This is a genomic window from Leifsonia sp. 2TAF2 (genome assembly GCF_052115085.1).
Lineage (GTDB): Bacteria > Actinomycetota > Actinomycetes > Actinomycetales > Microbacteriaceae > Leifsonia.
In genome coordinates, this window is record NZ_JBFRFY010000001.1 from 1,109,682 (window position 1) to 1,132,828 (window position 23,147).

Genomic DNA, 23,147 nt, shown 5'->3' on the forward strand with positions numbered 1-23,147 from the left:
ACGTTGACCTCCGACGCCGGGAACGGAGACCGCAATGGGCCGTAACGCGGCCTCAGCACTCGATGACGTTGACGGCGAGCCCGCCTTCGCTCGTCTCCTTGTACTTCGTGGACATGTCCATCCCCGTCTGGCGCATGGTCTCGATGACCGTGTCGAGCGACACCAGGTGCGATCCGTCGCCGTGCAGCGCCAAGCGTGCAGCGGAGACGGCGGTGGAAGAGGCGATCGCGTTGCGTTCGATGCACGGGATCTGCACGAGCCCGCCGACCGGGTCGCAGGTGAGGCCAAGGTGGTGCTCCATCGCGATCTCTGCGGCGTTCTCCACCTGGCGCGGCGTCCCGCCGAGCACAGCGCAGAGCGCGCCGGCGGCCATGGCGCAGGCCGAGCCGACCTCGGCCTGGCAGCCGCCTTCCGCACCCGAGATGGACGCGTTGGCCTTGAACAGCGAGCCGATCGCGGTGGCCGTCAGCAGGTACTGGCGGATGCCCTCCAGCGACGCGCCGGGAACGAACCGCAGGTAGTAGTGGGCGACAGCGGGAACGATGCCCGCCGCGCCGTTGGTCGGGGCGGTGACCACCCGGCCGCCGGACGCGTTCTCCTCGTTCACGGCGAGGGCGAAGGCATGCAGCCACTCTAGGGCGGTCGCGCGACCGGGGTCGTCCTGCACCGCTTCCAGGTGCTCCCGCATTTTTGCGGCCCGCCGCCACACGCCGAGACCGCCGGGCAGGGTGCCGTCGCCTTGGAGGCCGCGGGCGACGCACTCGGCCATCGCCTCCCAGATCAGGTCGAGCCGCTCGCGGGTCGCGTCCTCGCCGTGCAGCGCCACCTCGTTGCGTCGTGCGACTTCGCAGATCGGGATGCCGTTCCGGTCGCAGATCGCGATCAGCTCCTGGGCGCTGTCGTAGGGCAGTGGATGCGCGTGCCGCGCCGCGAGGTCCGCCTCCTCGCCGTCGCGCCGGATGAAGCCGCCGCCGATCGAGTAATAGGTCTCCTCCAGCAGGGGGAGCGGCGACCGGTCGCCGGTCTCATCCCTACCCCAGGCGCGCAGCGTCAATGCGTTGGGGTGGCCGGGGAGGCGGGTGCGCGGCTCGAAAGCGATGTCGTCCTTCGACAGCGGGATACGGCGGCGGCCGGCGAGCAGCAGCTCCGCGCCCGGGGCGAGGTCAGACCAGGCGCCGCGGACGTCCTCCGGTCGGCACGTCTCCGGCTGGAGTCCGCGGAGGCCGGCGATGACGGCGTCCGGTGTTCCGTGGCCGATCCCGGTCGAACCCAATGACCCGTAGAGGGTGCAGGTGACCTGGTCGACGCGGTCGAGCATCCCGGCGTCCGTCCCCTGGCCGGCGAGGCGTTCGGCGAACGCGGCGGCCGCCCGCAGAGGGCCGACCGTGTGCGAACTCGAGGGACCGATGCCGATCGAGAACAGGTCGAAGGCCGAGACGTACGCTGTCACTTCTCCAGTGTATGTCGCCGGTGGCGCCGCTTTTCGGCGTCCGCGCGCGCATCCGCGCACGATTCGCGCGCACACACGAAAGCGGCCGTCGCATCCCTCCGCAGGATGTGACGGCCGCCGTTCGAGGAGCGGAAGTGCCGTTCAGGCCTTCCGCATGTAGGCCCGCACCGTGAGCGGGGCGAACACCGCGACGATGACGGCGGCGCCGGCGAGGGCGATCCAGCCGTCGGCGCCGAAGGTGCCCGCGTTCGCGAGGTCGCGGACTGCGGTGACGAGGTGCGACACGGGGTTCACGTTCACGAACCACTCCAGCCAGCTCGGCAGTGTGCTCGGCTGCACGAAGGCATTCGAGAAGAACGTCAGCGGGAACAGCACCAGGAACGAGATGCCCTGAACCGATCCGGCCGTCCGCGCGATCACGCCGAAGAAGGCGAAGATCCAGCTGATCGCCCACGCGCAGGCGACCACCAGCAGTCCGGCGAGGATGACGAAGCCGAGCCCGGCTGCCGGGCGGTAACCCATGACGAACCCGACCACGAAGGTGATCGTCGTCGCGATCGTGTAGCGCAGGGTATCTGCCAGCAGAGCGCCGGACAATGGCGCGATGCGGGCGATCGGCAGTGACTTGAAGCGGTCGAACACGCCCTTGTCCATGTCTTCGCGAAGTTGGACCCCGGTCACGACGGAGGTGGTGATAACGGTCTGCACCAGGATGCCGGGGATCAGATCGGGCAGGTATGCCTGGACGCTCCCGGCGAGCGCCCCACCGAACAGGTAGGCGAACATCACCGTGAAGATGATCGGCTGGAGCGTCACATCGAACAGCTGCTCGGGCGTGCGCTTGATCTTCAGGAGGCCGCGGCGGGCCATCGTCAAGGTGTTGGCGACGGTCTGCGTGACACTCACGTGGTTCTTGAGCCGTCGCTCGGACGGCGGGGTGATGGTGGCGATGGCGGTCATGCCCTGGCTCCTTCTACAGTCTTGGCACTCTCTTCCTCGGCGGGGGTCTCATCCGCCGTCTCCTCTTCGACGCCGTGGCCGGTGAGGGTGAGGAACACCTCGTCGAGCGTGGGCTTCTGCACGGACATCTCCTGCAGGTGGATGCCGGCCTCGCGGAACGTGACGAACAGGTCCGTCACCACGTCCGCGTCGCGCATCGGGGCCGTCAGGCGGGAGCCTTCGGGCGAGACCACCGCATCCACACCGAGCACGGTCTGGATGGCGCGGCGGGCGTCCTCGATGTCGGCCGGGTCGGCCAGGCGCAGCTGCAGCGAGGACTCTCCGACCGACGCCTTGAGTTCGTCGGCGGTGCCCTCGGCGACCACGCGGCCCCGGTCGATGACCGCGATGCGGTCGGCGAGCTGGTCGGCCTCGTCGAGGTACTGCGTGGTCAGCAGCACGGTCGAACCGGTCGCCACGAGGCGGCGGATGGTGTCCCACATCTGCGAGCGCGTCCGCGGGTCGAGGCCCGTGGTCGGCTCGTCGAGGAAGATCAGCGGCGGCTGCGCGATGAGGCTGGCGGCCAAGTCGAGGCGGCGGCGCATACCGCCGGAGAACTTCTTCAGCGGGCGCTTGGCCGCCTCGGTCAGTCCGAACTCTTCGAGCAGTTCGGCGGTCTTCTGCTTGGCCTCCCGGCCGCTGAGGCCGAGGAGCCGAGAGAAGATCATGAGGTTCTCGTTGGCCGAGAGCGTCTCGTCGACGGAGGCGAACTGCGCGGTCACGCCGATCAGCTGGCGGACGACCTGCTGCTCCTTGCGGATGTCGTGGCCGAAGATGAAGGCTTCGCCGGCATCCGGCTTGAGCAGGGTGGCGAGCATGGAAATGGTCGTGGTCTTACCGGCGCCGTTGGGGCCGAGGACGCCGTAGACGGCGCCGGCGCGCACGGTGAGGTCGACGCCGTCGACCGCCCGGTTGTCGCCGAAGACCTTGACGAGCCCGTGGGCTTCGACGGCCCATTCTGAGCTTCGAGTCATGATGGTCCTTTCGTGTGGACTGGTGATGTTCCGATGCTGCCGGGGCGCGCTTACACCGCCCTTACGTGGCGCTTACAGCGCGCGAGGGCTCGTGTAAGTGGATGTCAGCGGGTGTGAGCGGCGACCCGCGCTCAGGCCGCGCGACGTGCTGCGCTCAGCACTGCCTGCCGGTCGACCCCGGCGAGCGTCAGGGCGCGGGGGACCGTGCCGAGCTCGAGGCCCAGCAGGGCGGCGAGCAGGTCGAGCTCGCCCATCCGCTGGTGACGGTTGGCCGTGCCGACCCGGTGGGCCCGCGCGAGCGCATCCTTGAAGGAGGCGCCCCAGCGCGGCCGGATGACCCGCGGAGACGCCGCCAGCCGTTCGGCGGGGACGGGGGTCACCCCGGCGACGCGCAAACTGGCAGCCCGCTCGGCGTCGAGGGCCGTCCCCAGTCCGTCGGGGTCGAGACCTGCGCCCTCCAGTGCCGAGCGGATCGGCGCGCTGCCTTCGCGCGACAGGGCGAGCAGCAGGTGCTCGGCCTCGACGAGGCCTGCGTTGCGCAGCTGCGCCTCGGTGATCGAGCGGACGACCAGCTGCCGGAGCGCGCGGGAGAGCGGCTGCCCGGGCAGGTTGGCATTGCCGCCGTGATGGATGTCAGACATTGCGCCTCCTCAGTTCGATGCCGGCGGCGGCGACCCGTCGCAGGTGCTTCTTGTGGACTGCCTGCCGGGTGATGCCCAGCGCGTCGGCGATCTGCGTCCAGCTCCAGCCCTCGCGGAGCGCGCGCTCGACCTCGGCGTCTTCGAGCCGGTCGGCGAGCTCGCGGAGGGCGACGACGGCGGCGAGACCGTCGGCGACGCCTCCGACGGGGTCCGGGAACGGTGTGGGGTTCATGGAAGCAACTATAGTTGCTTATTGCGAGTTGTCAACCAAAGTTGCTAGGCGCGTACGTCGGAGAGCAGAGCGAGCGCGCGCGTGACGGCGACCTCCGGCGTGATGGAACCGACCGCCGCGAGCGCCGCATCCACCCGGTCCTGCCCCCAGCTCGCCGCGAGGCGGTCGGCCACGACCTCCCGGTGCAGGCTCGCGACATCCTGACGCGAGTTCGCACGCCCAGCGAAGGCGAACAGCGACAAGCCGGATGCGACCCACCCATCGTCGCCGTGAGCGGACGCGGTGTGCGGGTCGAGCATCCACGCGGCGTATCCGACCAGGGCTGAACCGATCACCGGACGGTCGTTGTACGGCGGGTTCAGCCGCGCGTTCACCAGGGTGCGGGTGCGCAGTGTCGCGGCGGCCTCATCCGTCTCGGCCCAGGAGAGCAGTTCGGGATGCTCGGCATGCGTGCGCAGGCGCACGACGAGGGCCGCGGCCCCCAGCATCGTCAACCACGGGTTGAGCGCCACTTCCCGGGGCGCCGGGGAGCCGCCGAAGGCGCTGAGGGCCCGGCCGTACAGCCGGATCGCCTCCGCCTGGTCTCCTTCCGCCAGCGCGATCTCCGCCATCCCGGCGTACCCGATCGCGTAGTAGTCGGCGTAGTCGAAACCGGTGCGGTCGACTTCGACGGCGAGGTAGCGCTCCAGCAGGCGCCGGCCCCGGGCGGTGTCGCCGCTCGAGATCGCATTGATGGCGATCAGCCAGTCGAGCTGACGCAGGTCGCCGTCCGCCTGCAGCATCGCCATGTGGTCGTACGCCCGCTGCGCCCACTCCAGGGCCTCGGCGGGATGCGCGAGCTGGCTGTGCGACTGCGCCAGCGACTGTGCCGCGGACGCCATCGACCACGCGTCCCCCGCCTGCTGCGCGTTGGCCCACGCGCGCGTGGCCGCCGCCAGGGCCTGATCCAGCTCGCCGGCGTTCTCGTGCAGCTGCGCGGTCAGGAGGTTGCCGACGGCGGCGCGCTCTGGATCGCTCGACGCGGCGTACTCGGCGAGGAGAGCGAGTCCGGAATCGGCTCGGCCGGCGTGCAGCACCAGGGAGGCCAGCGCATCCAGCCGCGAATCGGAGAAGGGCTCGGCGCGGCGCATCCGCCGTAGCCGGGAGATCGCACGGGCGGCGGTCCGCAGGTCGATGAACAGGAAGGTGCCGCCGATGATCGTGTAGCAGGCGGCGACGGCGTCGCGGTGTGCCGTCGTCGGCTGCCAGCCGTTCAGCGCATCCATCACGGCCGAGCCGAAACCGAGCACCTCGGAGTGCGCGCTGCGCAGCGACCAGTAGTAGGAGAGGGTCGCGAACACGGTCGCGACCGTCTCCCTCCTGCTGCCGTCGAGCGCCGACCGGAGGACGGCCACCAGGTTGTCCTGCTCGGCGGTCACCCGCTGGAACGTCGGCACCTGCTCCCGTCCGTGCATGGCGCTCAGGGTGCTCCGGCAGAAGGCGACGGCCCAGGCGTCCATGCCGGCCAGCACCTCGTCCTGCTCGCCGGCCGCGACGAGCTCGCGGTCGCCGAACTCGCGGACCGTCTCCAACATCCGGTACCGCAGCAGGCCGGTGGTGCGGTCCTCTGTCACGGCCACCAGGGACTGCGTGACCAGCGCATCCAGATCGTCGAGCACAGAGAGGGCGCCGCGGGTGCCGGCGACGGCCTCCGCGGCGTCGGCGCTGAAGCCGTCGGGGAAGCGGGAGAGTCGTCGCAGCAGCGCCTGCTCGGAGGTGCCGAGGAGGTTCCAGCTCCACTCGATCACCGCGAACAGGGTGCGGTGACGTTCCGGTGCGGTCCGTTCGCCGCCGGTCAGCAGCGCGAAGCGGTTGCCGAGCCTGCGCTCGATCTCGTCGACGGAGAGGGACCGCGTGCGTGCGGCGGCGAGCTCGATCGCGAGGGGCACGCCGTCGAGACGGTCGCACAGGCGGGCGACGACGTCGACCGGCAGCACGGCGCCGGGGCGGGCGGCCCGGGCGCGCTCGAGGAACAGGGCGACAGCGGGGCCGTACTCCGCCTCGCCCGCGCTTGCCGCATCTCCGTCGGTGCTCCGGAGCGAGTCGAGCGGATACACGTGCTCGGCGCCGATCGCGAGCGGGGCACGGCTCGTCGCCAGCACGCGGACGTTGGTGGTGGAGTCGAGGATGTCCTGAACGTAGGCCGCTGCGGCATCCACGATGTGCTCGCAATTGTCGACGATGAGCAGGGTGTCGCGCTCGGACAGCACGCCCAGGATGCGCGAGCGCAGGTCGAGCTGCGCGCCCGGGTCGGCAGGCCGGGCGGTGCGTGCCTCGCGGATGCCGAGAGTGGAGGCGAACGCGAGCTCCACATCCTCGCCGCTGCGAACGCTCGCGAGCTCGACCACGATCACCGCGGGCGTGTGGACGGCGCGGCTTCCGATCTCCTGCGCCAGCCGCGTCTTGCCGAGGCCTCCCGCGCCGAGAATGGTGGTGAGCCGGGAGGTCGCGACCAGGTCTTCGACGGCCTGCACGTCGTACTCGCGCCCGACCAGGGCGTTCGGAGCCGACCGGAGCCCGATGCGGACGCGGCGCGGAGCGTTCGGCCGCTGCTCGTCATCGGCGGCGAGCAGCTCGGCGTTGAGGGCCACGAGCTGTGGCCCTGGACGCGTTCCCAGCCGGTCGAGGAGCGCCTCCTTCAGTTCGGCGAAGGCGAGCAGGGCGTCGCTGCGGCGACCGGCGGCCGCCAGGGCACGGAGCTGTTCCAGACGCACACCCTCGTCGAGCGGGCGTCGCTCGATGAGCGGGCGGAGGTCGTCCAGCGCACCCGCCGGATCGCCCGCGGCGAGCAGGCCGCGGGCACGCGTCAGCAAGAGGTCGTCGTACAGCGCGGCGGCCGTCCGGTTGAGCTCGCCGGCGAGCGGGGTCGCACCGAGCTCGGCGCCGGGTTCGCCGCGCCACAGCCCCAGCGCGCCGGTCGACTCGCCGACCGCGGTCGAGGCGTCGCCGGACTGCAGGGCTCGCGTCGCACGGTCCAGGGCGCGACGGGCAAGACCCAGGTCCGTCTGCTCGTGAGGGACGGCCAGCGTGTATCCGCTGGGGGTCGACTCCAGCAGTCCGTCCGCGCTCGTCGTCCGGACGCGCGAGACGAGCGTCTGCAGGGCGGCGCGCTCCTGACGGGGAGGCGCGTCATCCCACAGGTCTTCGATCAGGGAGGGGACGGTCGCGACCCCGCGCGCCAGCACCAGTGCGACGATGAGGCTCTTCCCGAGTGCGCCCGCCGGCTCGGCGAGAGCGCCCGCGCGGTCCTCGACCAGCACCGGGCCGAGCACGGCCACACGGGGAGGCGGAGGGACGGACTGCACGGGCCGATCTTAGCCAGTGCCGCTGACGCCGGTGCGCGCGCCGCGTAGGCTCAGCCCATGGCATTCGACTGGTCGCAGTTCTACGAGGAACAGGGCGGTCGCGGCGTGAGGCCGACGTTCCAGAGCGCTCTGGAGGCGTGGGACGGCCCGCCGGGCGAAGCGGTCGACCTCGGCTGCGGGGACGGCGTGGAGACGCGCAGCCTCGCCGAGCACGGCTGGCGGGTGCTCGCTGTCGACTCGGACCCTGGCGTCGAGGAGCGCGTCCGCTCCGGACTCTCCAGCCAGGCGGCGGAGCGCGTCACCGTGCGCCGGTCATCGTTCGAGAAGCTGGGGGAGCTGCCCGCGGCCGATCTCGTCTACGCGGGCTTCGCGCTGCCGTTCTGCGACGAGTCTCACTTCCCGTACCTCTGGGCGGACATCCGCGAGGCGCTGCGCCCAGGCGGGCTCTTCGCCGGCGAGCTGTTCGGCCCGAACGACGAGTGGGCCGGCCGGCCGGGCATGAGCTTCCACGACCGCTCCCAGGTCGAGGGCATGCTCACGGGGATGGACGTGATCCAGCTGGTCGAGGACGACAAGCGCGGCATGTCCTTCGAAGGCCCGAAGCACTGGCACGTCTTCCACATCGTGGCGCGCGCCTGAGGCGTGGACCCATCCCGCCGGCCGGTCGACCGGGGCGGGTCAGCGGATCGTCTTGCGCGCCGTGATCTGTCCGGTGTCGAAGCCGAGCAGGTGCAGTCCGCCGTGGAAGCGTGCGTGTTCGATCTTCACGCAGCGGTCCATCACGATCGTCAGCCCCTTCGACTCGCCGTACTCCGCGGCCTCCTGGTTCCAGATCCCCAGCTGCACCCAGACCGTCGGTGCGCCGACGGCGAGGGCCTCGTCGATCACCGCGGGGATGTCGGCGGGCTTGCGGAACACGTCCACGATGTCCGGGACCTCCGGCAGCGACGCCAGGTCGGGGTAGGCCTTCTCGCCGAGGATGGTGTCGGCGTTCGGGTTGACGAAGTAGATCCGGTAGTCGCTGGACTGCTGGAGGTAGGTGCCCACGAAGTAGGAGGAGCGCGCGGGATTCGGCGACGCCCCCACGATCGCGATCGACTTCGCGCCGCGCAGGATCTTCAGCCGCTCCTTGGCGTCCGGTCCGACCCACGTGCGCTGCGACTTCAGCAGCTTGGCGAGCGGCGAGTCGGACGGCAGGGCGCAGCTGAGCCCGTTGGCGAGCTGAACCTGCGTGGTCGCGTCCGTGTGCTCGGTGGTGGCGGTGGTCATGCCGCGTTCGCCTCCTCGAGGGCCGTCGTGAGCGCCTGATCCAGATCGTAGATGATGTCATCGACGTCTTCGATGCCGACGCTGATCCGCACGACGCCCGGCAGCACGCCGGCGTCGAGCAGCTGCTGCTCGGTCAGCTGCGCGTGCGTGGTGGAGGCGGGATGGATCACCAGCGTCTTCGCGTCTCCGATGTTGGCGAGGTGGCTGGCGAGGTTGACCGACTCGATGAACTTCTGGCCGACCTCGCGGCCGCCCTTAACGACGAAGCTGAAGACGCTGCCCGGACCCTTGGGCAAGTACTTGAGTGCGCGGTCGTGGTGCGGGTGCTCCGGCAAGCCCGCCCAGAAGACCTTCTCGATGCGCGGATCGGCATCCAGCCACTCGGCGACCGCCCGGGCGTTGTCGACGTGCGCCTGGATCCGGTACGGCAGCGTTTCGACGCCCTGCGCCAGGAGGAACGCCGAGTGCGGCGCGAGCACCGGCCCGATGTCGCGCAGCTGCTCCGCGCGGAGGCGGGTGAGGAACGCGTACTCGCCGAAGTTGCCTGACCACTGCAGGCCCCCGTAGGACGGGACGGGCTGGCTGAACAGCGGGAACTTGGAGGAGTGCCAGTCGAAGCGGCCGCTCTCGACGACCACGCCGCCGAGGGTCGTGCCGTGGCCCCCGAGGAACTTGGTGGCCGAGTGGATGACGATGTCGGCGCCCCATTCGAACGGCCGGTTGAGGTAGGGGGTCGCGATCGTGGAGTCGATGGCGAGCGGGAGCCCCGCCGCATGGGCCACCTCCGCCAGTCCCTCGATGTCCGCGATCTCGCCCGACGGGTTGGCGATGGTCTCGGCGAACACGATCTTGGTGCGATCGGTGATCGCAGCGGCGTAGTCGGCCGGGTCGGAACTCTGGACGAACGTCGTCTCCACGCCGAAGCGGCGGAGGGTCACATCCAGCTGAGTGATGGATCCGCCGTACAGGTTGGCCGAGGCGACGATATGGTCGCCCGCGCCGACGAGCGACGCGAAGGTGATGTACTGCGCGCTGAGACCGGATGCCGTGGCGACCGCGCCGAGGCCGCCCTCGAGGCTGGCGATCCGCTCCTCGAACGAGGCGACCGTGGGATTCGCGAGCCGCGAGTAGATGTTGCCGTACTTCTGCAGGGCGAAGCGCGCGGCCGCATCGGCGGTGTCGTCGAAGACGAACGCACTGGTCTGGTAGATCGGCAGCGCTCGCGCGCCGGTGACCGGATCGGGGATGTTGCCCGCGTGGATCGCACGCGTGCGGAAGCCATATTCACGATCTGCCATGAGGTCACGCTACCCGACGCCACCGACGCTTCTGCCGGTTGCGTAACAGACGGAAATCGGCCGCGTCAGCGGGCCGACAACCACACAGCGCCGAGGGCCAGCACGGCGATGAGGAGCCACGAGATGAGCCCGGTCACCAGCGCCCGCCAGCCGGTGCCGACGAGGGTGCGGAGCCGGACCGCCGTCCCGAGGCCGAAGAGGGCCATCGCGAGGAGAACCGTCTGCAGGGTGTCGGCACCATCGGTCACGACGGCCGGCAGCGGGAGGAACGTGCGCACCAGGGCGGCGACGATGAACCCCGCGACGAACAGCGGGACGATGGGCGGCCGCTTGGCAGCCGGGTCGCCCTCCACCTGCCTCCGCCGCTCGACCACCGACGCGATCGCCACCATCGGCGCCAGCATCAGCACGCGGGTCAGCTTCACCACCACGGCGACGGCGAGCGCACCGGCGCCGGCTATCTGCGCGGTCGCCACCACCTGGCCCACGTCGTGCACACCGGCGCCCACCCAGTGGCCGAACTGCGCCGCATCCAGGCCGAGTGGATGCCACAGCAGCGGCAGCACGAAGATCGCGAGCGTCCCGCAGAGGGTGACCAGGGCGACCGGGGTGGCCGCCTCCTCGTCCTTCGGCTTCACCACACCGCTCATCGCGCCGATCGCGGACGCCCCGCAGATGGAGAACCCAGTCGCGATCAGGAGCGGCTGGTGCCCCGGCAGACGGAAGAGCCGGCCGATCCAGAACGTCCCGGCGAAACTGATCAAGACGACGGCGACCGTGCTCGCGATGGTGACCCAGCCGAGACCTGCGATGTCGCCGAGACTCAGTTTGAGCCCGAGGAGCACTACGCCGACCCGCATCAGACGCTTGGCGCTGAGCGACAGGCCGGGCGCGAGAGGGCCCACCACGGCCGGACGGGCGACGGGGACCTGGCCCACCACGATCCCGAGCACCACCGCGGCGGTCAGCAGCGGGATCGCGGGGATCAGCCAGTGCACCGCCCAAGCGACCGCCGCGGCCCCCGCGCACACGACGAGGCCGGGCAGCCAGGGGACGGGTCGGCGAACAGAGAAGGACGGAGTGCTCACCAGTACATTCTGGCGAGCACTTCGTCGGATCAGAGCGACGACAGCAGCTGCGTCCCGTCCGGCACGCCGAGGCCGGTGCAGGCGTCCCAGCCGGGAGCCGCCCGGTAGGAGCCGTTGTCGCCCGTGACGATGTCGCGGAAGCCGTCCGCGACGGTCCCGGCGGGCACCGAGTCGTAAAGGCGCGGTTGCACCAGCCCCAGCGGCTGCCCCGTCGACTGCACGAGCCGGGCGACGAGCGCCGCCCACAGCGGAGCGACCGCGCTGGTGCCGCCGATCACGGTGTCCTGCCCGTCGACGCGGATGCGGTACCCGGTCTGCGGGTCGGCCACCGCGGAGACGTCCGGCACCCCGCGTCCGCCCGGGCCGTTCGCCGTGCCGCCCGCGTCCGTTCCGTCAGCGCCCGACGGCACGCCGACTCCCGTCTGCCACGACGGAAGCGGGAAGACGGCACTGACGCCGCCGCCGGTCGCACCACCACCGGTGCCGTTGTTCCAGACGACCTCCGACCGCACAGCGCCCGTCGTCGTGTCGGCCTCCAGTCGCGTCCCGCCGCAGGCCAGCGCGTGTGGCGAGGACGCGGGGAAGTCGACGTGCGGACGCCCATCGCCGACCCGGTCGCTGCTGCCGTCGTCGCCGGCCGCCGCCGTGGTGGTGACGCCGAGCGCGGCCGCATCCTGCAGCGCCTCGTCGAACGCGGTCCGCGCCTGGGCGCTCCACTGGTCCTCCGACTGGCCCCAACTGATGCTGATCGCCGCCGGGGTCGGGTCGGCGTGCGCGGCGGTGCTCACCGCATCCAGGAATCCGGCGTCGGTGTTCGGGGCGAAGTAGACGACGATCTCGGCCTTGGGCGCGAGTGCTCCGGCGACTTCGATGTCGAGCATGACCTCGCCGTCGGCTCCGTTCGGGTTGCCGTCCGGCGCATTCGACCCGCCGTCCACGCCGACTGCGCGCACACTCGGCGTGGGGATGCCGAGGCCCGCGAAGTAGGTGTCGAGGTCGGACTGCACGTACCCGCCGCCGAGCTCGATGATGGCGATCGTCTGGCCGCTGCCGTCCGTCCCCTCGGGGAAGGAGTACACCGTGCCCAGCTGCGGCGGGGTGTAGCTCGTGTTCACGGCGGCGGCGGGCACGTAGCGGAACTGCGCCCGCGCCTGCGGCCGGTCGTCCAGTCCGAGCACGGCGGTCACCACGCCGGAGAGCGCCGCCGGGATGCTCAGGCCGCCGGTCCGCTGACGGTAGGTCGGCGCGTCGTCGCCGGCATCGTCGCGCGTCGACTGGGCGAGGTCGGTGCCGAAGACGCGGGCGACCGTCTGCACCGGGCCGGAGACGCGCACGCGGCGCGCGCCCGCATCCACTTCCTCGACCGTCAGGCCGAGCCCCTCCAGCGTGCGGCGGACCAGGTCCACGTCCTCGGGCGACGCACCGTACCCTTCTGCCAGCTCGTCCCGGGTCAGAGGCTGAGTGAACGCGCTCGACGGCAGCTCCGCCTTCCGCCGGAGGACCAGGGTGGCCTCCACCCGCGAGTCGGGCGCGAGGCCACCGTGCGCCTGGAAGCCGGGCCGGTCGGGGCGGTCGCTGCCGGGCAGGGGGACGAGGTCGAGGGGCTTCTGCGGATCGGTCATACCCCTCGGTCTACCACCGGCCTCCGACAACCTACAGAGCCGGGACGAGCCCGGGCTGAGGCGGCTCTCAGACCCAGCTGGGCAGCCACATGTGGATCTGCCAGAACCAGAACGGCACCTGCTGACCCGTCCAGATCGGCCAGAAGAACACGCTCAGCACGGCGCACGCCGCCAGGAAGACGCCCGTCCAGAGGATGCCGCGCCGTCGACGTGGCTCGGGATCGGTCCGTGTGCCGAGCACCATCCCGATGGCCGCAGTGAGCGCCAGGATCAGGTACGGCTCGAAGGCGATCGCGTAGAACGAGAAGATCGTGCGCCCCATGTACAGCCACCAGGGCAGGTAGCCGGCGGCCAATCCGGTCAGGATGAGGCCGATGCGCCAATCGCGATACCGCACCAGCCGGTAGGTGAGGAAGAGGATCGCGGCCGTCCCCGCCCACCAGATCAGCGGGTTGCCGAGGGAGGTGATGGCCGCCGAGCAGGAGCTGAAGTCGCATCCCTGCTGACCCTGCGTCGTACCGACGTAGTACATGCTCGTCGGCCGCAGCTGCAGTGTCCACGTCAGGGGGTTCGACTGATAGGGATGCGGCGTGTGCAGGTTGATGCTGTAGTTGTACATCTCCGTCTGGTAGTGCCAGAGATTCTGGACCCACAGCGGCACCCAGCTGAGGCCGCCGGTCCACTGCAGGTGCACGCTCTCCGCCCAGTGGCGGTAGTAGCCGTTGCTGCTGAAGATCCAGCCGGCCCAGGTGGCGACGTAGGCGACGAAGGCGATCGGCACCATCAGTACGAAAGTCGCGGGCGCCTGTTTGAGGATCGCGCCGCTCACATGGAACGGGAGGCCGACCCTGCGGCGGGCCACCGCATCCACGATCACCGTGTAGATGGCGAAGAACGCGAGGAAGTAGAAGCCCGTCCACTTCACCCCGGCGCACAGCCCGCACAGCAGACCGGCCGCGATCAGCCACGGCCGCCACCACAGCACCGGGCCCCACGCCGGGTCGCGGCCTGACGACCGGGCGTCCGCCACCTTCGCGGCCAGGCGATCGGCCGCCCACCTCCGGTCGAGCAGGATGCAGCAGAACGCCAGCAGGGCGAAGAGCATCACGAAGTTGTCGAGCAGGGCGACGCGGCTCATCACGATGGCGTGGCCGTCGATCGCGAACAGGACCCCGGCGATGGTCGCCAGCATCGTCGAGCGGAACAGCGTCCGCGCGATGAGGAACACCAGCAGGACGGCGATCGTGCCGGCCACAGCGGTGGAGACCCGCCAGCCGAAAGAGTTGTCAGGACCGGTCGCCGCCATCCCCAGTCCGATCAGCCACTTGCCGAGCGGTGGATGCGCCACGAACGACGGGTCTGCGTCGAAGATCTGGGTCTGGCCGGCGGCGAAGCGCGGGTCGGCCTTGTCGGGCCAGCTGCCCTCGTAGCCGAGGTTCCACAGGCTCCACGAGTCCTTCACGTAGAAGGTCTCGTCGAACACCAGCGAGTGCGGAGCGCCGAGGTTCCACAAGCGCAGCACCGCGGCAAGCAGCGTGACCGCGATCGGCGCGCCCCAGAACCACAGCCGCATCCGCGTGGGGGTCCCCAGCACGCGCGCCCACCAGTCGTCGAGGCGGGTGCCCGGGCGCACGGCGGCGGCGTGGGCGGCCGGAGCTTCGGTCCAGGGAGCGGAGGTCACCCAGCCATGCTAGAGGCGGACGCTTGGTGTCGCCTTCCGGCTGACAGACTAGAGGCCATGATCATCCTCGCCGCCACCCCGATCGGCAACCTGGGCGACGCCTCCCGGAGGCTGGTGGAGGTGCTCGGCGAGGCCACCGTCGTCGCCGCGGAGGACACGCGGGTCGCCCAGCGCCTGCTCGCGGGCCTCGGCGTCACGAACCGGCCGCGGCTGATCGCGCTGCACGATCACAATGAGCGCGCCCGTGCGGGCGAGTTGGTCGAGCTGGCCCGCGATCAGGATGTGGTGGTGCTGTCCGACGCCGGGATGCCGACGGTCTCCGATCCCGGTTTTCACCTCGTCGAGGCGGCGGCCGCCGCGGGCGTCGCGGTGACCGCCCTCCCCGGCCCCTCGGCGGTGCTGACGGCGCTCGCCGTCTCAGGACTCCCGACCGACCGCTTCACCTTCGAGGGATTCCTGCCGCGCAAACAGGGGGAGCGGCTGTCCACGCTGCGCGCGCTCGCGACCGAGACGCGGACCATGGTGTTCTTCGAGTCGCCGAACCGGATCGCCGCCTCCCTCGGCGACATCGCGACGGCGTTGGGGGAGGACCGGCGTGCGGTCGTCGCCCGCGAGCTCACCAAGCTGTTCGAGGAGGTGCGGCGCGGCACGGCGACGGAGCTCGCGACGTGGGCGGCCGAGGGCGTCCGGGGCGAGATCGTGATCGTGGTCGCCGGCGCTCCCGCGCGGGCCGCCGACCCCGAGAGCGCGCTGGAACAGGTGCTGGCGCTGGTCGCCTCCGGAACCCGGCTGAAGGATGCGGCCGCCGAGGTCGCGGAGGCCACGGGGCTCGGAAAACGCGACCTCTATCAGGCGGCGCTCGAACGACGGGGATGAGGCCGGCGGTTCGTCCCCAGACGGACCGTGCAGCGCGTTCTCCACAGGCGGAGTAACACACCGATCTGCGGGTCCGTCCGCCCGTAGGATGGTCAGCATGTCCGATGGCTCTTCCTTCTACATCACCACGCCGATCTTCTACGTGAATGATGTCCCGCACATCGGGCATGCCTACACGGAGGTCGCAGCCGATGTCCTCGCGCGCTGGCACCGCCAGGCCGGCGACGACACCTGGCTCTTGACGGGTACGGACGAGCACGGTCAGAAGATCCTGCGCACGGCGACCGCGAACGGCACGACGCCGCAGGAGTGGGCCGACAAGCTCGTGACGGAGGAGTGGCTGCCGCTCCTTCAGACCATCGACATCGCCAACGACGACTTCATCCGCACCACCGACGAGCGGCACGAGGTCAACGTCCAGAAGTTCCTGCAGAAGCTCTACGACGACGGCTACATCTACGCCGGCGAGTACGAGGCTCTCTACTGCGTCGGCTGCGAGGAGTTCAAGCCGCAGAGCGAGATCGTCGACGGCACGGGCGAGTATGAGGGGCAGAAGGTGTGCGCCATCCACTCGAAGCCGCTGGAGCTGCTGCAGGAGAAGAACTACTTCTTCCGGATGAGCCAGTTCGCAGACCGTCTGCTCGCCCTCTATGAGGAGCGTCCAGACTTCGTGCAGCCGGAATCCGCCCGCAACGAGGTGGTCAGCTTCGTGCGCCAGGGGCTGAGCGACCTCTCGATCTCGCGGTCGAGCTTCGACTGGGGCATCAAGGTGCCGTGGGACGAGTCGCACGTGGTCTACGTCTGGTTCGACGCGCTGCTCAACTACATCACCGCTGTCGGCTACGGGCAGGACGACGAGGAGTTCGCCCGCCGCTGGCCGGCGAACCACCTCGTCGGCAAAGACATCCTCCGCTTCCACGCCGTCATCTGGCCGGCCATGCTGATGGCCGCCGGCCTCGAGGTGCCGAAGCGCGTCTTCGGTCACGGCTGGCTGCTCGTCGGCGGCGAGAAGATGTCGAAGTCGAAGCTGACGGGCATCGCCCCGACGCAGATCACCGACACCTTCGGCTCCGACGCGTTCCGGTACTACTTCATGCGCGCGATCAACTTCGGGCAGGACGGCTCGTTCAGCTGGGAGGACCTCGCGGCGCGGTACCAGGCGGAGCTCGCCAATGGCTTCGGCAATCTCGCGTCGCGTGTGATCGCCATGCTGACGCGCTACTTCGAGGGCATCGTGCCTCCGGCGGGCGAGTACCAGGACGTCGACCTCGCGGTGCAGAAGGTGGTGCGCGAGGCGGCTGCGGATGCCGACTCTGCGATCGCGAAGCTCGCCATTCATGACGCGCTGACGTCGATCTGGCGCATCGTGGACGAGCTCAACGGCTACATCACCGAGCAGGAGCCGTGGACCCTGGCGAAGGACGACGCTCAGCGCGAGCGCCTCGGCACGGTGCTGTACACCGCGGCCGAGGGCCTGCGTGCCCTCGCGGTGCTGCTCTCGCCGGTCATCCCGGAGGCGACCACCAAGCTCTGGGAGTCGCTGGGCGTCGAGGGGGAGCTGGGTGCGCTCACGGCCCAGCCGCTCCGCACCGCCGGTGACTGGGGGCAGTTGCCCGCCGGCACCGAGGTCAACGGGCTGCAGGCGCTGTTCCCGCGGATCGACGCGGAAGCGGTCGCCGCCGTATGACGGACCCGTCGTTCATCCGGCAGCGGCACGTCACCGACGGCCGCGACCTGGCCTACCCTCCGCTGCCCGAGGCGCTGGTCGTGCCGGTGTACGACAACCACACGCACCTCGAAATCGCCGACGGCGTCGAGCCGATGGACTACCGCGAGCAGCTCGATCGCGCTTCCAGCGTCGGGGTGCGCGGGGTCGTCCAGGTCGGCAACGACGTGGAGACCTCGCGCTGGTCCGCCGAGATGGCCGCCATCGAACCACGCATGCTGGCCGCGGTGGCGCTGCACCCGAACGACGCTCCCGACTACGACGAGCGAGGAGAGCTGGACGACGCTCTCGCGGTCATCGCGGAGCTGGCCGGCCGGCCGCGCGTGCGTGCCGTGGGCGAGACCGGGCTCGACTTCTACCGTACGGAGGAGGGGCCGCGGCGGGATGCGCAGTTCCACTCCTTCGAGGCGCACATCGAGATCGCCAAGCAGAACGACCTTGCGATGCAGATCCACGACCGCGACGCGCACGCCGCCGTCGTCGCCACGCTCAAGCGCGTCGGCGCACCGGAGCGGACGGTGTTCCACTGCTTCTCCGGCGATGTCGAACTCGCGCGCATCTGCGCGGAGAACGGCTGGTACATGTCGTTCGCCGGCAACATCACCTTCAAGAACGCGCCGAATCTCCGGGCCGCGCTGGCCGCGGCTCCGCGTCACCTGGTCATGGTCGAGACGGACGCGCCCTTCCTCACGCCGACGCCGTTCCGCGGCCGACCGAACGCGCCGTACCTCATCCCGCACACCGTGCGCGCCATGGCCGAGGTGATGGGCACCGACGCCTCCACCCTCGCCGCGCAGATCAACTCCAACACGGAGCTGGTGTACGGACGCTGGGACGACGAGCCCGTGGGGCCGCCGCCGACCCGTCCCATCGGGATCATCGCGTGAGCGAGCTGCGGCTGCTCGGGCCGGCGGAGATCCGCGACCTGGCGGAACTGCTCGACGTCACGCCGACCAAGAAACTCGGCCAGAACTTCGTCATCGATGCCAACACCGTGCGGCGGATCGTCCGCGTCGCCGAGGTGCAGGCCGGCGACAGCGTCGTCGAGATCGGCCCGGGCCTCGGCTCGCTGACCCTCGGGCTGCTCGAGGCGGGCGCCGACGTGATCGCCGTCGAGATCGACGGTCGCCTGGCCGCCCAGCTGCCGGTGACGGTCGGGCAGCTGGCGCCGGACGCGCTCGCGCGCCTCACCGTGGTGCACCGCGACGCGCTGGCCGTGACCGACCTCCCGGCCGATCCTGTCCGGCTGGTGGCGAACCTCCCGTACAACATCTCGGTGCCGGTGCTGCTGCATTTCCTCGAGCACTTCCCGAGCCTCCGGTCCGGCGTCGTCATGGTGCAGGCCGAGGTCGGTCACCGCATCGCGGCGCAGCCGGGATCGAAGGTCTACGGGTCGCCGAGCGTCAAGGCGGCCTGGTACGGCCGGTGGCGCACGGCGGGAACGGTGAGCCGGCAGATCTTCTGGCCGGTCCCGAACGTCGACTCGGTCCTCGTCGGGTTCGAACGCCACGACGAGCCAACCGGAAGCGAGGAACTGCGCCTGCGAACCTTCGCCCTGGTGGATGCGGCCTTCCAGCAGCGCCGCAAGACGCTGCGGCAAGCGCTGGCGCCGGTGTTCGGCGACCCCGCGTCCGCCGAGCGGGCACTGGTGGCGGCCGGACTGGCACCGTCGCTCCGCGGAGAACAGCTCGCCCTCGCCGACTTCGCGCGGCTGGCGACCGTCACCGCGGCCTGAGGAACAAGCACGGGAGCAAGCCCGCGAGCGGGCCTGCGACTGCGCACGCAAGCGGCCCGGCGGCGGCCCGGCGTCGGCCCGGCGTCGGCCCGGCGAACGCGCGCCCCGGCACCGCCCAGCGGAGAGCATCCCGGGTGTGTAGGTTGGAGGCATGGTGGACGGCTGGGACCTCGACGGGGTGCATGTGCGGGCCCCGGGGAAGATCAACGTCTTCATGCGCGTCGGCGCCGTCATGGAGGACGGCTACCACGACGTGGCCACCGCGTACCAGGCCGTCTCCCTGTACGAGGACGTCCGCGCGTACCCGGCCGACGACTTCTCGGTCGGCTTCCGCGGCACCATCGACACCAGCTCGCTGCCGCTGGACGACTCCAACCTCGCCATCAAGGCCGCACGGCTGCTGGCCAAGCGCACCGGCTTCACCGGTGGGGTCCGGCTGGAGATCGACAAGCACGTCCCGATCGCAGGCGGCATGGGCGGAGGATCGGCGGATGCGGCCGCGACGCTCGTCGCGTGCGACGCCCTGTGGGGCACCGAACTCGGCCGTGAGGAGCTTCTGACGCTGGCCGCGCGACTCGGCGCCGACGTCCCGTTCGCACTCGTCGGCGGGACCGCGATCGGGACCGGCCGGGGCGACCGGCTGAGCCCGGCGCTGGCGACCGGCCAATTCCACTGGGTGCTGGCGCTGCCGGAGGGGGAGCTGAGCACGCCGCGCGTGTACAGCGAGCTCGACCGCCATCGCGAGCGGCATGCGGCGGACATCGCGCCGGCCCAGCACTCCCCGAGCGTCGACTCCGCGGTGCTGCAGGCGCTCCGGGCCGGCGAACCGGCCATGCTGGCCGAAGCGCTGAGCAACGACCTGCAGGCGCCGGCCATCCACCTCGTCCCCGAAATCGCCGACGTGATCGAACTGGGGGAGACGAACGGAGCGCTCGCCGGCATCGTCTCGGGATCGGGCCCGACGGTGGCGTTCCTCGCGACCGACCTCGACTCGGCGATCGACCTGCAGATCGCCCTCAGCGCGGCGCGCGTGACCGCGGTCCGCGCGACCGGCCCCGTGCACGGCGCCCGCATCATGGGCGACTAGGCGACCAGGCGACTGGAACCGGAATTGCCCGAGGATGCCCGGCTCACGGCACACGTCGGGTTGAGACGATTCGTCGGGATCTTCAGAAGCGTTTCCGCATCCCGGGCCGGGCATCCCAGGTCCTTTCACACTAACCCGCGCTGCCGCGACACTCCCCATCCGGGGGACGAAACCGTCAAGACTTGACGGGTCTCCTCCGCGACAGCGACCGGAGGTCCCGGCGGGAGCGCAGTCCGAGCTTCGACAGGATGTTGCGGACGTGGAAGTTGACGGTCGTCACCGACACGTACAGGCGCTCGGCGATCTCCTTGTTGGTCATGCCCGCGGCGAGGGCGTGCGCGACCTGCCGCTCTCGGGTGGTGAGCGGCGCGAGCGGGTCGATCCCAGACGAGACCGGTGCCGACTCGTCGAGCAGACGGACGCAACGCGCCAGGTAACCGGCGGCCCCGAGCCGGCGGAACGTGGTCGCCGCGGCCTCCAGCAGCTCCCGTGCGCGCTCGGTCGCCCCTGTCGCGGCCGCGAGCCGGCCGGCGTCGAGCGCGGCGACGGCCTGGGCGAACGGGAAGAACTGTGCGCCCGGCTCTTCGACCGCCGCGGCCGCGGCCGCGAAGGCCTCTGAGGTGAGCCCCTCTGCCTCCAGCACCCGGCTCTCCAGCCACCGCAGCGAGCCGTAGTACGGCCGCCAGAGCCCCGGTGCTGCACACCGTTCGTACGCGGCGCGCGCCTCCTCGGCCCGACCCAGCGCCGCGAGGGCGTCGACGCGGTACGACAGCCAGCCGAGGGTCGACCCGCGGGAGGCGGCCGCCTCGGCCTCTTCGGTCGCGAGCAGCTGGTCCTCCGGCCGGCCGAGCGCTCGGGCGACCTCCGCCCGGGCCAGGTGCGGGAGGTCGCCGTCGTAGGAGCCCGTGATCCGCGGGTCTGCTTGAGCTGCGGCGCGCAGGCGCTCCTCGACCGCATCCGCTTCTCCACGGCCCGCACGGACCAGCGCGGAGACCCAGAGGGCGATCGGCCAGCAGGACAGGTCGGTCTCGTCGAGGGCGAGCGCGACGGCCGTATCCGCGAGGGTGACCGACTCCTCCCACTCGCCGGTGAGGTACAGGATGTGCGCGTACATCGTGCGCGCGAATCCGGCCGTCCAGCTGCTCGGGAAGCGCCGCGCCAGGTCAGCGGCCCGAGCGAGGTCGGCCCGGGCCCTCGCGATGTCGCCGCTCAGGATGAACACGCGCGACCGGCTGACGAGGGCGTCCACGGCCGCCGGCGATTCGAACCCGACGAGCAGCTCGTCGAGCTCCTCCGTCAGCGGGGCGAAGAGGTCGGGCCGTCGGGCGTGGGCGGCCGAGTTGATGGCCCAGCCGAGCAGCCGGGTCAGGTCGTCTTGGGGTGCGGCCAGCCAGCGGAGGGCCGGGTCGGCGACCTCGGACGGGTCCGGGCTCGCGGCGATGGCGCGCCTGGCCGCATCCAGGTGCGCCAGGACGCCGGCGAAATCGCCCGTCGCCATCAGCACCTTCGGCAGTGCCTCGGCCACGTGCGCTCGGAGCGCGCGCTCGTCCGGCGTTGTCGCCGGGCGCGACTCGAAGGCGAGCGCCATGGCCAGGGCACCGGGGAGGTCGCCGGAGAGCGTCCGCAGTTCCAGGAGCACCGCGTCGCGCGTGGGCGACGGGGTGGCGGCCTCGACAGCAGGACGCAGGTCCAGGATGCGCTCGTGCATCCGGAACCGCATCGCGATCAGCCCGAGCTCGAGCAACGCCCGCTCGGCGTCCTTCCCGGCGGCGAGCTGCACGGCGGAGCGCGCGTAGCTCAGCGCCTGCTCGGCCTGCCCGAGGTCGGCGACGGCGAGGGCGGCGGCCAGGAGCTCCGCGACGAGGGTCGGGTCGGTGCGGTCGGCAGCCTCCACCCGGTGCCGGAGGGCGCGGTGACCGGAGAGCACCTCCGCGGCGACGCGGTGGATCGCCACCCGGCGCTCGAGCGTCAATTCCCCCGCGAGGGAGTCGGCGAGGATGGCGTGGGCGGGTTCGACTCGCACCACGCCGTCGCGGGTCTCGGCGAGCACCAGTCCGCGGGCGACCGCGCCGTGCACATCCACATCGATGCCGAGGCGCCCCGCGATGGTGCCGACGACGGGAAGGGGGAGCGGGTCGCGGAGGACGGCGATCAGCTCGGCGGCCGTCCGCACCGACTCATCGGCGCCTTCGAGCGACGCCGAGATCGCCGTCGACAGGGGCGTGATCGCGGTGGCAGGAAGATCCCAGCCTGCGGGATGCAGCGCCTGCGCGAACGTGTCGCGCAGGTGGCCGAGGAGGACGCTGAGCAGCAGGGGTGAGCCCTGCGTCGCCGCGGTGAGACGCGTCGCTGTTCGCCGGGAGACGGGGTGGCCCAGGATGTGGCTGGCGAGCTCCTGGGTGTCGCCGACGGTCAGCGGTGTGAGATCCACGCGGGCGTGATTGGCCGTGGTGGAGGAGAGGTCGTCGAACAGCGCGACGACACTGTTCTGCTGCGGACGGGTCGCCGCGGTGAAGAGGAAGCGCTGGTCGGCGAGCCTTCGCACCAGGAAGCGCAGGGCGCGGGCCGAGGGCTCGTCCACCCACTGGGCGTCGTCGACGATGAGACACACCGGGCCGCCGATCGCGTCGATGGCATCGAGCAGCATGCGGCCGACGGTCAGCGGGTCCTCGCCGGGGGACGGCGGCCGGATGCCCGCGACGCCCGCACCCCGCCGGTTGCCGGCAGCATTGCTCAGGCCGCGGACCAGCGTCTCGACGGTGGCGTAGGCGAGGTCGGACTCGAACGAGTCGGCGTGGACGCGCAGGACCGTCCAGCCCTCGAGCCTCTCGGCGACGTCGGCCAGCAGTGCGGTCTTCCCGAGCCCCGCCTCGCCCGTGACGAGGACAGCGCCGCCGTGTTCGCGCGCCCGGTGGGCGACGAGGAGCATGGTCTCGCGAGCACGGTCCCGCCCGAAAAGAGGTCGCGTGTCGTCTGCCCGCAGCTGCTCAGTCACGTGGTGCTCCCGTCCCCGTCGGTCGCGCCGGGTCGGATGCGCCGGATCGGGTGCGCGACCGATCTTCGGATCATCGCACAGCACGACGGTCGCAGCTTTCCCCAGTCCGGGGGTGCGTCCGACGCGTAAC

General features: G+C 71.1%; 18 protein-coding genes. 6 read left to right on the forward strand and 12 right to left on the reverse strand.

The window, feature by feature from the left end; all coding sequences use genetic code 11:
* Positions 1 to 52: 52 nt before the first annotated feature.
* The 6 genes from AB4Z18_RS05350 to AB4Z18_RS05375 form a co-directional block, all read right to left on the reverse strand.
* Entirely contained in the window at positions 53 to 1,450 is a 1,398-nt protein-coding gene (locus tag AB4Z18_RS05350; RefSeq protein ID WP_441781657.1) for an L-serine ammonia-lyase, read from the reverse strand.
* A gap of 141 nt (positions 1,451 to 1,591) precedes the next feature.
* On the reverse strand, positions 1,592 to 2,410 hold the full coding sequence (locus AB4Z18_RS05355; protein WP_441781658.1) for an ABC transporter permease: 819 nt from the start codon (positions 2,408 to 2,410) through the stop codon (positions 1,592 to 1,594).
* The gene (locus tag AB4Z18_RS05360; protein ID WP_441781659.1) at positions 2,407 to 3,423 is read right to left on the reverse strand and encodes an ATP-binding cassette domain-containing protein; all 1,017 of its coding nucleotides are present in this window, start codon (positions 3,421 to 3,423) and stop codon (positions 2,407 to 2,409) included. The genes AB4Z18_RS05355 and AB4Z18_RS05360 overlap by 4 nt, the downstream gene beginning before the upstream one ends.
* 131 nt (positions 3,424 to 3,554) lie before the next feature.
* Complete coding sequence (locus AB4Z18_RS05365) at positions 3,555 to 4,064, reverse strand: Clp protease N-terminal domain-containing protein (RefSeq protein ID WP_441781660.1); 510 nt, start codon at positions 4,062 to 4,064, stop codon at positions 3,555 to 3,557.
* The gene (locus tag AB4Z18_RS05370) at positions 4,057 to 4,296 is read right to left on the reverse strand and encodes a helix-turn-helix domain-containing protein (RefSeq protein WP_441781661.1); all 240 of its coding nucleotides are present in this window, start codon (positions 4,294 to 4,296) and stop codon (positions 4,057 to 4,059) included. The genes AB4Z18_RS05365 and AB4Z18_RS05370 overlap by 8 nt, the downstream gene beginning before the upstream one ends.
* Positions 4,297 to 4,340: 44 nt before the next feature.
* On the reverse strand, positions 4,341 to 7,640 hold the full coding sequence (locus AB4Z18_RS05375) for an ATP-binding protein (protein WP_441781662.1): 3,300 nt from the start codon (positions 7,638 to 7,640) through the stop codon (positions 4,341 to 4,343).
* Positions 7,641 to 7,697: 57 nt separating this feature from the next.
* On the opposite strand from AB4Z18_RS05375, the gene AB4Z18_RS05380 reads away from it, so the two are divergent.
* Positions 7,698 to 8,279, forward strand: coding sequence for a class I SAM-dependent methyltransferase (locus AB4Z18_RS05380; RefSeq protein WP_441781663.1), 582 nt, complete (start codon positions 7,698 to 7,700; stop codon positions 8,277 to 8,279).
* A 39-nt stretch (positions 8,280 to 8,318) separates the two neighbouring features.
* On the opposite strand, the gene AB4Z18_RS05385 is transcribed toward AB4Z18_RS05380, so the two are convergent.
* The 5 genes from AB4Z18_RS05385 to AB4Z18_RS05405 form a co-directional block, all read right to left on the reverse strand.
* On the reverse strand, positions 8,319 to 8,909 hold the full coding sequence (locus AB4Z18_RS05385; protein ID WP_441781664.1) for a CoA-binding protein: 591 nt from the start codon (positions 8,907 to 8,909) through the stop codon (positions 8,319 to 8,321).
* A complete protein-coding gene (locus AB4Z18_RS05390; RefSeq protein WP_441781665.1) occupies positions 8,906 to 10,207 on the reverse strand; it encodes an O-acetylhomoserine aminocarboxypropyltransferase/cysteine synthase family protein in 1,302 nt (433 codons plus the stop codon). The genes AB4Z18_RS05385 and AB4Z18_RS05390 overlap by 4 nt, the downstream gene beginning before the upstream one ends.
* A 65-nt stretch (positions 10,208 to 10,272) precedes the next feature.
* Positions 10,273 to 11,295, reverse strand: a complete 1,023-nt coding sequence (locus tag AB4Z18_RS05395; RefSeq protein WP_441781666.1) for a YeiH family protein — start codon at positions 11,293 to 11,295, stop codon at positions 10,273 to 10,275.
* A 29-nt stretch (positions 11,296 to 11,324) separates the two neighbouring features.
* Positions 11,325 to 12,917: a S53 family peptidase gene (locus AB4Z18_RS05400; RefSeq protein WP_441781667.1), complete on the reverse strand. Its 1,593-nt coding sequence runs from the start codon at positions 12,915 to 12,917 to the stop codon at positions 11,325 to 11,327.
* A 67-nt stretch (positions 12,918 to 12,984) separates the two neighbouring features.
* The gene (locus AB4Z18_RS05405) at positions 12,985 to 14,598 is read right to left on the reverse strand and encodes a dolichyl-phosphate-mannose--protein mannosyltransferase (RefSeq protein WP_441781668.1); all 1,614 of its coding nucleotides are present in this window, start codon (positions 14,596 to 14,598) and stop codon (positions 12,985 to 12,987) included.
* A 57-nt stretch (positions 14,599 to 14,655) separates the two neighbouring features.
* On the opposite strand from AB4Z18_RS05405, the gene rsmI reads away from it, so the two are divergent.
* The 5 genes from rsmI (at position 14,656) to AB4Z18_RS05430 (ending at position 20,022) form a co-directional block, all read left to right on the forward strand.
* Positions 14,656 to 15,474, forward strand: a complete 819-nt coding sequence (gene rsmI / locus AB4Z18_RS05410; RefSeq protein WP_441781669.1) for a 16S rRNA (cytidine(1402)-2'-O)-methyltransferase — start codon at positions 14,656 to 14,658, stop codon at positions 15,472 to 15,474.
* A gap of 97 nt (positions 15,475 to 15,571) precedes the next feature.
* Complete coding sequence (gene metG, locus AB4Z18_RS05415; RefSeq protein WP_441781670.1) at positions 15,572 to 17,161, forward strand: methionine--tRNA ligase; 1,590 nt, start codon at positions 15,572 to 15,574, stop codon at positions 17,159 to 17,161.
* Positions 17,158 to 18,087, forward strand: coding sequence for a TatD family hydrolase (locus tag AB4Z18_RS05420; RefSeq protein ID WP_441781671.1), 930 nt, complete (start codon positions 17,158 to 17,160; stop codon positions 18,085 to 18,087). Before metG ends, AB4Z18_RS05420 begins: the two co-directional genes overlap by 4 nt.
* On the forward strand, positions 18,084 to 18,935 hold the full coding sequence (rsmA, locus tag AB4Z18_RS05425) for a 16S rRNA (adenine(1518)-N(6)/adenine(1519)-N(6))-dimethyltransferase RsmA (protein WP_441781672.1): 852 nt from the start codon (positions 18,084 to 18,086) through the stop codon (positions 18,933 to 18,935). The genes AB4Z18_RS05420 and rsmA overlap by 4 nt, the downstream gene beginning before the upstream one ends.
* A 151-nt stretch (positions 18,936 to 19,086) precedes the next feature.
* Positions 19,087 to 20,022 carry a 4-(cytidine 5'-diphospho)-2-C-methyl-D-erythritol kinase gene (locus AB4Z18_RS05430; protein WP_441781673.1) on the forward strand — a complete coding sequence of 312 codons (936 nt, stop codon included), beginning with the start codon at positions 19,087 to 19,089 and terminating at the stop codon, positions 20,020 to 20,022.
* 175 nt (positions 20,023 to 20,197) lie between these two features.
* Here the strand turns inward: AB4Z18_RS05430 and AB4Z18_RS05435 are convergent, their stop codons facing one another.
* A complete protein-coding gene (locus AB4Z18_RS05435) occupies positions 20,198 to 23,017 on the reverse strand; it encodes an AAA family ATPase (protein WP_441781674.1) in 2,820 nt (939 codons plus the stop codon).
* Positions 23,018 to 23,147: the final 130 nt, after the last annotated feature.

Bases quoted from the DNA above. Each gene is read 5' to 3' on its own strand.
- rsmI (WP_441781669.1), top strand. From the start codon at position 14,656: ATGATCATCCTCGCCGCCACCCCGATCGGCAACCTGGGCGACGCCTCC.
- AB4Z18_RS05370 (WP_441781661.1), bottom strand. From the start codon at position 4,296: ATGAACCCCACACCGTTCCCGGACCCCGTCGGAGGCGTCGCCGACGGT.
- AB4Z18_RS05390 (WP_441781665.1), bottom strand. From the start codon at position 10,207: ATGGCAGATCGTGAATATGGCTTCCGCACGCGTGCGATCCACGCGGGC.
- AB4Z18_RS05400 (WP_441781667.1), bottom strand. From the start codon at position 12,917: ATGACCGATCCGCAGAAGCCCCTCGACCTCGTCCCCCTGCCCGGCAGC.
- AB4Z18_RS05385 (WP_441781664.1), bottom strand. From the start codon at position 8,909: ATGACCACCGCCACCACCGAGCACACGGACGCGACCACGCAGGTTCAG.
- metG (WP_441781670.1), top strand. From the start codon at position 15,572: ATGTCCGATGGCTCTTCCTTCTACATCACCACGCCGATCTTCTACGTG.
- AB4Z18_RS05360 (WP_441781659.1), bottom strand. From the start codon at position 3,423: ATGACTCGAAGCTCAGAATGGGCCGTCGAAGCCCACGGGCTCGTCAAG.
- AB4Z18_RS05380 (WP_441781663.1), top strand. From the start codon at position 7,698: ATGGCATTCGACTGGTCGCAGTTCTACGAGGAACAGGGCGGTCGCGGC.
- AB4Z18_RS05420 (WP_441781671.1), top strand. From the start codon at position 17,158: ATGACGGACCCGTCGTTCATCCGGCAGCGGCACGTCACCGACGGCCGC.
- AB4Z18_RS05430 (WP_441781673.1), top strand. From the start codon at position 19,087: ATGGTGGACGGCTGGGACCTCGACGGGGTGCATGTGCGGGCCCCGGGG.
- AB4Z18_RS05355 (WP_441781658.1), bottom strand. From the start codon at position 2,410: ATGACCGCCATCGCCACCATCACCCCGCCGTCCGAGCGACGGCTCAAG.
- AB4Z18_RS05365 (WP_441781660.1), bottom strand. From the start codon at position 4,064: ATGTCTGACATCCATCACGGCGGCAATGCCAACCTGCCCGGGCAGCCG.